Source organism: Nonomuraea sp. NPDC049714, assembly GCF_044465295.1.
GTDB lineage: Bacteria > Actinomycetota > Actinomycetes > Streptosporangiales > Streptosporangiaceae > Nonomuraea.
In genome coordinates this window covers 282,848-294,834 of the sequence record NZ_JBITLM010000009.1, presented here as the reverse complement: position 1 = coordinate 294,834, position 11,987 = coordinate 282,848, and the positions used below count along the sequence as shown (strand labels likewise).

At 70.2% G+C, this 11,987-nt stretch carries 10 protein-coding genes; 8 read left to right on the top strand and 2 right to left on the bottom strand.

The window, feature by feature from the left end:
• Positions 1-2,787: 2,787 nt before the first annotated feature.
• Genes ACIBQX_RS32760 through ACIBQX_RS32725 form a run of 8 tightly spaced genes read left to right on the top strand, consistent with a single transcriptional unit; the run spans position 2,788 to position 8,988 of the window.
• Positions 2,788-2,943 carry a hypothetical protein gene (locus ACIBQX_RS32760; RefSeq protein ID WP_397011352.1) on the top strand — a complete coding sequence of 52 codons (156 nt, stop codon included), beginning with the start codon at positions 2,788-2,790 and terminating at the stop codon, positions 2,941-2,943.
• A gap of 6 nt (positions 2,944-2,949) precedes the next feature.
• Complete coding sequence (locus tag ACIBQX_RS32755) at positions 2,950-3,387, top strand: phage tail protein (protein WP_397011351.1); 438 nt, start codon at positions 2,950-2,952, stop codon at positions 3,385-3,387.
• 2 nt (positions 3,388-3,389) lie between these two features.
• Positions 3,390-4,145: a LysM peptidoglycan-binding domain-containing protein gene (locus ACIBQX_RS32750; protein ID WP_397011349.1), complete on the top strand. Its 756-nt coding sequence runs from the start codon at positions 3,390-3,392 to the stop codon at positions 4,143-4,145.
• A complete protein-coding gene (locus ACIBQX_RS32745; protein WP_397011347.1) occupies positions 4,135-5,823 on the top strand; it encodes a VgrG-related protein in 1,689 nt (562 codons plus the stop codon). The genes ACIBQX_RS32750 and ACIBQX_RS32745 overlap by 11 nt, the downstream gene beginning before the upstream one ends.
• The gene (locus ACIBQX_RS32740; protein WP_397011345.1) at positions 5,823-6,107 is read left to right on the top strand and encodes a PAAR domain-containing protein; all 285 of its coding nucleotides are present in this window, start codon (positions 5,823-5,825) and stop codon (positions 6,105-6,107) included. Before ACIBQX_RS32745 ends, ACIBQX_RS32740 begins: the two co-directional genes overlap by 1 nt.
• Positions 6,108-6,109: 2 nt before the next feature.
• The gene (locus ACIBQX_RS32735; protein ID WP_397011343.1) at positions 6,110-6,514 is read left to right on the top strand and encodes a GPW/gp25 family protein; all 405 of its coding nucleotides are present in this window, start codon (positions 6,110-6,112) and stop codon (positions 6,512-6,514) included.
• Positions 6,511-8,454: a putative baseplate assembly protein gene (locus ACIBQX_RS32730; protein WP_397011341.1), complete on the top strand. Its 1,944-nt coding sequence runs from the start codon at positions 6,511-6,513 to the stop codon at positions 8,452-8,454. Before ACIBQX_RS32735 ends, ACIBQX_RS32730 begins: the two co-directional genes overlap by 4 nt.
• Before the next feature lie 3 nt (positions 8,455-8,457).
• The gene (locus tag ACIBQX_RS32725) at positions 8,458-8,988 is read left to right on the top strand and encodes a phage tail protein (RefSeq protein ID WP_397011339.1); all 531 of its coding nucleotides are present in this window, start codon (positions 8,458-8,460) and stop codon (positions 8,986-8,988) included.
• A gap of 3 nt (positions 8,989-8,991) precedes the next feature.
• On the opposite strand, the gene ACIBQX_RS32720 is transcribed toward ACIBQX_RS32725, so the two are convergent.
• Positions 8,992-9,573 (bottom strand): SLATT domain-containing protein, encoded by a 582-nt coding sequence (locus tag ACIBQX_RS32720; RefSeq protein ID WP_397011337.1) that lies wholly within the window; start codon positions 9,571-9,573, stop codon positions 8,992-8,994.
• Position 9,574: 1 nt separating this feature from the next.
• A complete protein-coding gene (locus ACIBQX_RS32715; RefSeq protein WP_397011335.1) occupies positions 9,575-11,872 on the bottom strand; it encodes a metallophosphoesterase in 2,298 nt (765 codons plus the stop codon).
• Between the last annotated feature and the right edge of the window lie 115 nt (positions 11,873-11,987).

Here is an 11,987-nt window from a genome sequence, read left to right as displayed (position 1 = left end):
GCTTGCGCGTTGGATGGCATCCCTTCTGGTGGTGACGGTGGCGCGGCGGCTGTTACCTCTTTCGAGCCGGCTATTTCCGCTCGGTCGGCCGCTTCGCTGCCTGCCGCTCCTGCGGGAGGTGAGGTTTGTGCGCCGTCCGTTTCCCCTTTCCAGCCCGTTGCCTCCGCCTGGTCAGCCACTCCGGCGCCTGGTGTCGCTTCCGGGGGTGATGCTTGCGCGTTGGATGGCATCCCTTCTGGTGGTGACGGTGGCGCGGCGGCTGTTACCTCTTTCGAGCCGGCTATTTCCGCTCGGTCGGCCGCTTCGCCGTCTGCCGCTCCTGCGGGAGGTGAGGTTTGCGCGCCGTCCGTTTCCCCTTTCCAGCCCGTTGCCTCCGCCTGGTCGGCCACCCCGCGGCCTGGTGTCGCTTCCGGGGGTGATGCTTGCGCGCTGGATGGCACCCTTTCTGGTGGTGGCGCTGGCGCGGCGGCTGTTACCTCTTTCGAGCCGGCTATTTCCGCTCGGTCGGCCGCTTCGCCGTCTGCCACTCCTGCGGGAGGTGAGGTTTGCGCGCCGTCCGTTTCCCCTTCCCAGCCCGTTGCCTCCAACCGGTCAGCCACTCCGCCGCCCGCGGCCCCCTCGGGGGGTGACGCTTCCGGGCAAGCTGCTGTCCCTTCCAGGGGTGACGCTTGGGCGGCGTCGGCTACCTCCGCCTGGCCGGTCGCTTTGCCGTCTGGCGCCGCTTCCGGGCGTGATGCTTGCGTCCCGCCTGTAACTCCCGCGCGGTGTGACGGCTCCGCGCCTGGTGCCTTCACGCCACCTCTCCATCCGCCGGCGCCCGCGCGCCCCTCCGGGCCCCGGTCTTCACCAGGCCTTGTGCAACCTGTGCCGGCATCGCCGTCCTCAGCGCAGAGCCAGGGAGGGGACGCTGACCCTGCTGGGGCGTCGCACCCTGCGGCTTCTCGCCTTGTGGGGTCGGTGGATCAGGGGTGGCCTGATTCATCGGTCGCGCCTGCTGTGGGGGTGTCGGGTGGGGAATCCGGGTCTGTTGTACGGGTCGCCCCGGCCGGCGGGGCGGTGGAGCCCGTGCGGCCTGTTCCGCCGACCGCGCCTCCAGCGCCGTCTCCGGCGATGGAGACCCAGCCTGTACGGCCTGTGCCGCCCACTGTTGACCCCGTACGGCCAGGTACGCCGGTCGGGTCCGTCGCGGGGGATCAGGCGCGGCCCTTGACCGAGACCGTCACCGTGCCCACCCTCGGCGGCGGAGCGTTCGCCCGGCACGCCACCGAGAGTGCGCAGGCTGGTGAGGCACCCGGCGGCGGCGGGGTGTCGGCGGACGTTCGGGTGGGTGCCGAGGCTCTGGAGGCCAACGGTTCGGCATCCTCCGATCTGAATCCGGTGGAAAGTCCGGGCGCGCCGTTGTCGCATGGGGGCGGCGACACTTGGGACGAGGTCGGCATGCTGCGGAGCACCGCGGACGCGTCCCGGTGGCGTCGCCCGTTGGGCTTGGGTGAGCCGCTCATCGCCGCACCGGTACGCCAGCCCCCGCTCGCGTCCACGCGGAGCACGTCCGATGACGAGCAGCCTCTACCCGTGGCAGAGCGCCAGGTGGGTGCCCCCATCGACACCAGGAGCATCTCGGAAGTCACTGACCAGGAATCCATCCCGCCGGCCTGCCACCCCTCGGACTCGGCGAGCCCGGAGGAGTCGACGACGGGTTCACCCCGGTCGGGCGCGTCTGGGCCGGGCTCACCCACGTTGGACTCTTCGAGGTCGGATTCCCCCTTGTCAGGCGAACATGGGGTGGACTCACCCGGGTCGGACTCCTCAAGGTGGGGCAGGTCCCGGTTGGACTCACCTGGGTCGGACTCGTCGAGGTCGGGCAGGTCCGGTCTGGACTCTCCGGGGTCGGCCTTGCCTGGGTCGGGCTCTTGGTGGTCAGGCTCGCCTGGGGCAAGGTCATCGAGGTCGGGCACGTCCGCGTTGCGAATCCCTCCCCGGCCGGACCGCACACGCCCGCAGTCGCCGGGGCCGGAGCTCTCGGGGGTGGACGTTCCAAGGGCGCAGCCTGCCGTAGGCATGGACTCTCCCACGCCGAACAGTCCGACGTTGGGATCTCCAAGCCCCGAGTCTCCAAGGTCGTGGCCTCCGACGTCCGAGTTCGCAGGGGTGCGGGCTCCGACATCCGAGAGCTCGGGGGCGGGGTCTTCGACGGCTGGGTCTCCAGGAGTGGAGTTGACGAGGTCGGACGTCGTCGTAAGGCCGGGACTCGCTTACCCGGCCTCGGATGTATGCGGGGATTCGCCCACGCTTGGTTCGGGCGGATGCCGGATCCGGACGGCCGCCTTCGCGTTGAGCCTCCCCGCGCAGCTCGGCAGGCGTTCCGGGACGGAGGACGGCCCGCGGCGGGCCCCGGCATGGCAGGAGCCGATGCCTGCCGCGCCGCTGTCGCCACGCACGTCCGCAGATCCGGCTCGCAGGTACGACGGTGCTGGTCCCGGACGGCAGATGGGGCCCGTAGATCGGTCCACAGGCCGCTCGCACGGAACTGGAGCACCGGTCACCCGGGCCGTATGGGAGGCAGAAGGACCCAGAAGGCAGGCCGTACGGAAGTCCGAGAGAGCACAGAGGCGGGTCGTGGGGGAGCCCGAGAGGGCGGGTGCGCCGGCCGTATGGGAAGCCGGGCGTGCCGTGCAAGAGCAGCCGGGCGGGGGAACCGGTCCCGAGCCGGGCGGGGGAACCGGTCCCGAGCCGGGCGGGGGAGTCGGGGCGGAGCCAGGTCTGGGACTCGGTCAGGAGATCGGGTGCGTGGCGAGGGTGGTCGAGGGGGAGCCGGCAGGGGGGATGCAGGTGGACGAGCTGATGGAGACGCTTTACGAGTCGCTGCTGCGCAGGCTCAGGGCCGAGTTCCGGCTGGAGCGCGAGCGGCGTGGGCTCGTGGCGGACCCGGGGTTCTGGGGGTAGCGGGAGATGGCGGACGAGGAGACCGCGGTCGCGGTGTGTTACAGCCTCAAGATCGACGGCGACGATCTGGGGATGTTCGACAGCTGCGACGGCCTCGGGTGCGAGGTCGAGATGGAGCAGCGCGTGGAAGGCGGCAACAACGGGCACGTCTGGCAGCTGCCGACCCGGGTGAGGTTCTCCAACGTGCGGCTGTCCAGGCCGGTCACGGCCGCGAGCAGGGACGTGACCCGGTGGTTCGCGAGCTCGGTGTACGGGATGAGGCGCAGGACGGCGACCATCGAGGCCCGTACCCTCCAGGGTGAGCTGATCACGAGCTGGGGTCTGCGGGACGTGGTCCCCGTCAGATGGACGGGGCCGAGGTTCGACAGCATGACCCCGGAAGCCGCCATGGAGACGGTCGAGTTGGCCCATCACGGGTTCTTCGGACCGGGCTGGGGAGGCTGACCGTGTCATCTCCGCTGGTGTTCGAGTCTTCGGCGCCGTCCACGGCGCCCGGCGACGGGCCGCCGACCAGCCTGGAACGGGCCTACCTGGAGCTCCTTCATCCGCCGAGCACCGGCATCGGCAAGCCCGGCAGGAGCTACGACACCATCAACTTCCAGTTCAATCCGAACGAGCTGGCGTTCACCAAGGCCGCACGCTGGCGGCGGAGCCCGCAGCGCAACACCCGCCGGAGCGGCGTGCCGCAGTTTCAGGGCCCGGACCCGTGCAGGCTGACGCTGGAGATGTTCTTCGACGCCACCGACACCATGGACGACAAGGTGGCCAAGGCCGTGGACAAGCTGTTCAGCTGCGTCGTGCCCACGGACAAGACGCTGGCCAGCGCGCAGTCGTGCCCGCCGTGGGTGGTTCTGCGGTGGGGGCTGCTGAACGGTTTCACCGCGTTCGTCAGCAACGTCACGGCCAGGTTCACGCTGTTCACGCCGGGGGGCCTGCCGATCAGGGCGGTCTGCTCGGTGACGATGGAAGAGATCGCCGGGGTCCCGCCGAAGCAGAATCCGACGTCAGGCGCCCCCGGCACGGTGGACGTCCATGTGGTGGTGGCAGGCGAGACGCTGGCGGCCGTGGCCTACCGGGCCTACGGCGACCCCAGCCGCTGGCGGGCGGTGGCCGAGGCGAACGGCATCGACGACCCGATGCGGTTGCGGCCGGGCGCGCGGCTGCTGGTCCCCCGGATCGAGGAGCTGACCGGTGGCCGCTGAGCTGTTCACGGGCGGGCTCATGGTGGAGGTCGAGGGCAGCCCCCTGCCGGAGGACGTCGCGGCGCTTCTCGCGTCGGGGTACGTCGAGGACAGTCAGCACCTGCCCGACGTGTTCGTGCTGCGCTTCCGCGACGACGGCGGTGTGGCGTTGGGCAAGGGCCGCTTCGCCATCGGTGCGAAGGTCCGGCTCAGGGTGCAGACCTCTGATCCGGGAGGCCCGCGCCCGCTGATGAACGGCGAGGTCACCTCGGTCGTCCTGGACGTGGACTCCGACGGGACGTTCGCGGAGGTGCGCGGGATGGACGAGGCGCACCGGCTCATGCGAGGGCGACGGGTGGCCGTATATCCGGATATGGCGGTCGCTGACATCGTCAGCATGGTCGCCCGGCGGGCGGGACTGAAGCCCGGCGAGATCGACGCGCTCCCCGGCATCGGCGGGCGGCCGGGTACGCAGATCAACCAGGACGGCATCAGCGACTGGGAGTTCCTGTCCCGGCTGTCCCGCCGGACCGGGGCGCGGGTACGGGTCGTCGACGGGAAGCTGTCGTTCCGGCTGCCGGGGCCGCGCGGCGGGTCACAGGAGGTCACCGTGGCGGCCGGCGGGGCTCTGCTGTCGCTCCGGGCGACCGTCACGGCGGGCGGTCAGGTGCCCGAGGTCGAGGTGCGAGGCTGGGACTACGAGAACAAGCAGGAGGTCACGGCCATGGCCACGCCGTCCGCCGCCGAGGCCGAGGTGCCGGGCGCGGACCCGGTCGAGCTGGGCGGCCGGTTCGGGGCGCCGTCCCTGCTGGCGGGAGACAGCCGGCACCGCTCCCAGGCGGAGGTGTCGGCCGCGGCCGAGGCGCTGGCGGTCGGCCTGGGCGGCGGCGCGGCCGAGCTGGAGGGCGTGGTGCGGGGAGATCCCGAGCTGCGCGCGGGCACCCTGATGAAGCTGGTCAACGTCGGCGCGCCCTTCGAAGGGCGCTACAGGTTGTCCGGTACGCGCCACGTCTTCTCCGCGGTCACCGGCTACACCACGGCGTTCACGGTGTCGGCCGGTTCGCCGGGACCGGCGCCGCCCGGCCGGATGGGGCTGGTCCCCGCGATCGTGAGCGACGTGCACGATCCGGCGGGCCAGGGCCGGCTGCGGCTGAGCATGCCGTGGCTGGCCGCCGGCTACACCAGCGGCTGGGCGCGGGTGATGGCGGCGGGCGCCGGCGACGATCGGGGCGCGGTGCTGCCCGTGGAGGTCGGGGACGAGGTGCTCGTCGGGTTCGAGAACGGCGACATCGATCATCCTTACGTGCTCGGCGGGCTCTACAACGGGCGGGACGCGCTGCCGAAGCTGTCGGCCCCGGCGATCGATGACGCAACCGGCCAGGTGAACGTCCGTGCCCTGGTGTCCAGGACCGGTCACCGCCTGGAGCTCGTCGATTCCGTCACCGCCGGGGGCGGGGTGCTGCTCGCCACGGGTGACGAGCGGTCGACCGTACGGCTGGACGCGCGGACGGGCGCGGTCACGATCAAGGGGGCCGCCGGCGTCACCGTCGAGGCGGGCAACGGGCCGCTGGAGATCAAGGCCGCTGCCGGCATCACCGTGGACGCCGGCATGGGGCCGCTGGAGCTGAAGGGCGCCCGGGTCAGCGTCACCGGCCAGGCCGACGTGGTGATCCAGGGCCTACAGGTGAGGATCAACTGATGGGATTCGCGGCACGGGTGGGCGACCCCACCGATCACCCCGGGTTCATCACCGGGCCCGGGGTGCCGACGGTGCTCATCGGCGGGATGCCCGCCGCGACGGTGACCACCATGCACACCTGCGCGTTCCCCTCGCCCACGACCCCGCATCCGCCCACGCCCATCGCCGGGCCCGGCAGTGTCACCGTGCTCATCGGCGGCCTGCCCGCCGCGCGCGTGGGGGACCGGACCGGATGCGGCGCCATGATCATCATGGGTTGCCCCACGGTGTCGATCGGAGGATGACCGTGAACAGGGACTTCATCGGCGCGGGCTGGGCCTTCGAGGTGCGGGCGGACCAGACGGGATCGATCGCGCTGGTCACGGGGGAGCACGAGATCGTGCAGAGCATCCGGCTCATCCTCGGCACCTCACCCGGTGAGCGGCCGATGCGGCCCGAGTTCGGCTGCGCCATCCATGATCTGGTGTTCGCGCCGGCCAACGCCGGCACGGCCGGGCTGCTCTCGTACGAGGTCCGCACGGCACTGGAACGCTGGGAGCCGCGGATCGACCTGGTCGACGTCCAGGTGGGCTTCGGCCGGGCGGACGAGGGGATCCTGCTCATCGACATCCGCTACGCGCTGCGCGGGGAGAACGACCCGCGCAACCTCGTCTTCCCCTTCTACGTCATTCCGCCGCACGAAGGAGCATGATGTCGCTTCCCGCTCCCCGACTCGACGACCGGCACTTCCAGGACCTGGTGGACGAGGCCAAGAAGCTGATCCAGCAGCGATGCCCCGAGTGGACGGACCACAACGTCTCCGATCCGGGCATCACGCTCGTCGAGACGTTCGCCTTCATGGTGGACCAGCTGATCTACCGGCTGAACCGGGTCACCGACCTGCACTACATGCGCTTCCTCGATCTCCTCGGCGTGCGGCTGTTCCCGCCGACCCCGGCCGCCTGCGACCTGACCTTCACCCTGGCGGCGAGCAGGGCGCAACCGGTCACGGTGCCGAAGGCCACGAGAGTGGCGAACGTGCACGTGGAGGGAGAGGAGCCCGTCGTCTTCATGACCACACGAGACCTGGTGATCGTCCCGTCCGCGCTCGACCACCTCTGCACCGGGACCGCCGGATCCCAGCAGGTCGACCGCGGCGTCGAGCTCCGGGAGGGGACGGGCGTGGACTGCTTCACCGACCCGCCTCGTCAGAACGACGCAGTCTACTTCGGGCTGCCGAACGCGGTCCCCCGATGCGTCGTCCTCCTCTCGTTCGACTGCGCGGTCGCCGGCGCGGGGATCGATCCCGACGACCCGCCGCTCGAATGGCAGTACTGGAAGGGCGACCGCTGGGCGGCCTGCGAGCTGGAGAGCGACACGACAGGAGGGCTGACCAGGGATGGCGAGGTGCTGCTGCACGTGCCGGACGATCATGTGGCCTCCGTGGTGGCGGACAACCTGGGCGGCTGGCTCCGGTGCCGGGTGGTCGAGGCCCGGCAGGGGGAGCCGTACTCCTCCACCCCGCGCATCATGGCCGTGACCGCGCGAACCATGGGCGGGTCGGTCGAGGCATGCCACGCCGACCTCGTGAAGGACGAGATCCTCGGCACGGCGGAGGGCGTTCCCGGTCAGCGGTTCACCGTTCGGCGCCCGCCCATCGTGGTCACGGACGAGAAGCTGGTCGTGCAGGTGCTCGCGCGCAATGGCCCGCAGGAGTGGACGGAAGTGGACTCCTTCGCTTCCACCAGTGCGAGCAGCCGCCACTTCGTGGTGGACCGGGTCGCGGGCGAGATCGTCTTTCCCCCCGCGGTGCGGGAGAAGGGCGGCTCCATGAATCCCTACGGTGACGTGCCGGAGAAGGGCGCTCTGGTGAAGATGCCCGCCTATCTCACCGGCGGCGGACGCCGCGGCAACGTGGCCCGCGAGGCGCTGGTCGTTCCGCGCGATCCGGTGCCTTTCGTGCGGAAGGTCATCAACCGGAGGCCCGCCGTCGGCGGCGTGGACGCCGAGTCCGTGGCCGACGCCGCCGTCCGGGGCCCGCTGCAACTGCGGGGCATGGACCGAGCCGTCACGGTCGAGGACTACGAGGCGCTCGCGCGGACGGCGGCGTCGAACGCGGCCCGGATCAAGTGCGTCCCCGTCACCGGTTCGGACGGTGGTCCGACCGAAGGCGTGCGGGTGCTGGTCGTGCCGGACGTGCGGGGCACCGAGCGGAACTTTGAGCAATTCATGCCGAAGGAGGAGATGGTCCGCGCTATCGCCACATATCTGGACGAGCGGCGCTGTCTGGGAGCGCGGATCCTCGTCGAGCCGCCCTCCTACCAGGGCGTCACGGTCGTGGCCGAGCTACGGGCCGGCTCGGCCGTGAACCACGAAGAGGTCCGCGCCCGCGCCCTGTCGGCTCTGTACACCTACCTCAACCCGGTCACCGGAGGGCAGTGGGGCACGGGCTGGCCGTTCGGCCGTCCCGTGCAGGCGGGCGAGGTGCACGCCATCCTCCAGCAGGTCGAGGGTGTCGATCTGATCGACGAAATCCTCCTGTTCGAGGCCGATCCGGTCACCGGGCGACGTGGCGACCCCGTCCAGCAGATCACCCTGAAGCCGGACACTCTGGTCTTCTCGTACGGCCACCAGATCAAAGTGGAGTCGTGAAGCATGCGCATGGGCGTCACAGGGCTGGCCACCGCCCATCCTCTCGGCGAGCAGTTGCCCGCCATCTACGCGGGCGACACGTGGGTCCAGCAGATGACCGAGGCGTTCGACCAGGTGCTCGCGCCCATCCTGACGACCCTGGACTGCCTGGACAGCTATCTGGATCCGGCCCTCACGCCGCCGGACTTCCTGCCGTGGCTGGCGAGCTGGGTCGGCATCGGATTCAGCGAGCACATGACCCTCCAGCAGCGCCGCGCTCTCGTGCTGGAGGCCGTGTCCCTGCATCGGGCGCGCGGCACTCTGGACGGCCTGGCCCGATTGGTACGGACCCTCACCGGGGTGGAGCCGGTGCGGATCACCGATTCCGGCGGCGCCACCTGGTCCACCCAGCCGGGCGGCACCCTGCCGGGCACGGACGAGTCCAAGGTCACCATCCAGCTGCCGGAAAGCGTGAGCATCGACCGTAAATGGCTCGACGCGGTCCTTCGCCTCGGCGTCCCCGCGCACGTCAAGGTCGATTTCGTCACCGAGTGACCGTCACCTGCGCTGCCTGTCGTCCTTCTCGGTGGTCCGTTGCAACTGCTCCGACTGCTCGGTCAGCTCGCGGGCCCACTCGTCGGTCTCCAGCTCGACCGTCTCGGCCGTGCCCTTGATGAGGTCCTGCACGATGGGCATGAGCACGTCGACCGGGGCGGCGGCGTGGGTGCACTGGATCATCGCGGCGGTCCACTGCGCCTGTGCCGTGACCAGGACGCGGTGCAGGCGGGCCTGGGCGCGCATGTAGCGCATCCAGGAGGAGGTGTAGCCGAAGTAGCGGTCGAAGAGCACGCAGCCGGCGGAGAGCGCCAGCGCCACATAGCCCCACCCGGAGGCGATGAGCCCCGGACTGGCGGCGTGGAGCAGGGGCGTCACACCGCCGGCCACGGCCAGCACGATCGCCGAGGCGCGGAGGATCCGCGACCAGCGGGACTTGATCGTCTTCTTCCAGAGGTACCAGTTGATCGTGGTCAGCGCGTTGCGTTCGGCATGTCTGAACAGGGCGGTGGCCAGCTCCAGGGGCTCCCCGTCATGGGCCCCGTCGAGCACCGCAGGAACGAGGTTGCGACTGGTCTTGTCCATGTCACCCCTTCAACGTCCAGCGCTGTTTGGTGGCCCACTCCGCGCCGGGGGACACGGTCAGTTCGCGCCATTCGACGGAGACGAAGTCGGCTCCGAGCGAGCGGGTCGGCTGCAGCAGCTCCAGGATGGCGAAGTGGTTGGGCTGGTTGTGCTCCAGGCCGTGCGCGCTCACCCCGGTGCTGCCGCAGCCCGACACGATGAGCGGGCGCACCGTGGTGGAGGAGCTGATCAGCGGATCCCGTACGAGGGTCTCGCGCAGCTGGGGCTTGTGCTTGTGGCCGTGCAGCAGCAGCGAGAACCCGAGCTTCTCCAGGCGCTGCTCCACCATGCCGGCGTCGCGCACCGTGGACAGGTCCAGCGTGACGTCCTGACCCTTCCGGGTCTCCAGCGGCTCGGGGAAGGGGTGGAGGTGGTGGTGCATGACCGCGATCCGGATCTCCGGCGCCTTCTTCCGGTCCAGCACCCGGTTCACGTTGTCGAGCTGGCGCTTGCCGATGAAGCCGTAGTGATTCTGGTTGTCCTCGAACACGCACGAGTTCAGGCCGACGAAGGCGGTGGTGTCGTCGGCCCGGTAGTAGATCAGCTCGTTGGGGGCCGGCCGCTTGCCCGGCATCTTCAGATCCCAGGTGACCAACGGGAACAGCTCCCTGAACAGCGGCTCGCCGTAGAACTTCACCGCGAAGGCCAGGTAGTTGTCGAAGCGGTGGCTCCAGTTGGAGGCCGACTGGAACCAGTCGATGTCGTGGTTGCCCGGCACGACCACCACCTGACGAGGTTCGAGCCCGAGAGACCCGCACAGCTCGTTCAGGAAGTCCCTGACGAGGTCGAACTCCGACTCGCTCGCGGTGTAGGTGGAGTCGCCGGACAGCACGATCGTGGCGTTGGCCGGCTCGCACCCCGACCGCTGCATGGCCGCGACGAACTCCTCCTGCAGCTCCAGGCTCAGCCGGCTGGTGTTCTCGCTGTCGTGGAACCGGTGCGCGTCGACCTTCCGCCCCTCCTTGTCGAAGGAGCCGAAGTGCACGTCGGACAGATGGAAGATGATGCGCTTCTTGAACTGCGCCGCCTGCCCGGCGTTCCTGGGGATCGCGCCCGCCGCGCCCTGCGACAGCCACCTGACGAAGCCGCGGGCGTTCGGCAACGGGAACCCGGCGTCGTCGAGCATCCGGATCTGCTCGGTCGCCGACTCCAGGTCCAGACGGCCCGCTCCCAGGCGCACGCCGGCGCGGGCGTGGGCGTAGGCGTCGTCGAGCCGGCCGAGCACGAAACTGGCCTCGGCGGCGACCAGGTTGGCCCAGGAGTCGACCTCGTAACCCGGATCGGATTCGATCTTGGTCAGGAGTTCACGGTAGAGGGCCAGCCCGTGCTCGGGGTCGTGCGGCGCGGCGATGATCGACATGCCGGCCTGCGCGACCGCCAGGTAGAGGCTGGTGGGGGAGAGGCGGGCGCCGGCTTCGTACCGTTCCAGGGCCTCGGCGTAGCGCCGCTGCCGCTTCAGCGCGCCGCCCAGCATGCCCAGGGTCTCGGGGTCGGAGGGGTTGAGCTCGTTGGCCCTGGTCAGCGCCGCCTCGGCCTCCTCCAGCCGGCCGAGCTTACGCAGGTAGAAGCCGCGCTGCCGGTGCACCTCGTAGTCCTGGGCGGCCATGGGGAACGCCGCGTCCAGCGCGTGGACGGCGGTGGCGTAATCGCCGGCCTCGGCGAGCCGATAGCCCAGCGATAGCAGGCTGCTGATGGGCAGGTTGTCGAACTGCCGGGCCCAGTGCCAGACGGCGACCAGCTGCTCGACGTTGCGGGCCCGATCGATCTTGAGGTTGAGCTCCTGCTGGAAGGCCACATGGTCGGTGTCCGGATCGGAGTGCAGGCCGAGCTTGGTCAGGGCCGATCTGACCGGGTTCGCGTCGAGGTCGGGCTCGCTGTTGAGGGCCCGCGCGTAAAGGGCGTGGAAGCCGGTGTCGGCCGCGAAGTCGAGGTCGTAGAAGAGCACCCGCTGGCCCGCCAGGTCGAACGGCAGCTCCGTGCCCCGCGCCGCGACCAGGATCGTCTTGCCCGGCGAGATGGCGTGCCTGATGCCCAGCTCGTAGTAGACGTTGCCGTTGGGCGCGCTCAGGTCGGCGACGACCAGGTCCGCCGAGTGCAGATGTCTGAACGCCTGGTTGACGATGGTGCCCTGCTCGGCGAGCTCGTCGGCGCGCAGCACGGCCCAGCTGGCCGTCTGCGCGATCGGCCGCAGGACCTCGACATAGAAGCGGTCGAAGTCATGGTCGGAACCGGAGGAAAGCGTCCGTATCCCGAAAGGCATGATCACGAAAAGTGTACGGGGTGGTGACGGGGGGTGCACATTTCGAGACTAACGCTTCACCGAAGAAAGGGAACGCGACATGTATCAGCGCTTCAGGGCGAAACGACGATGAATT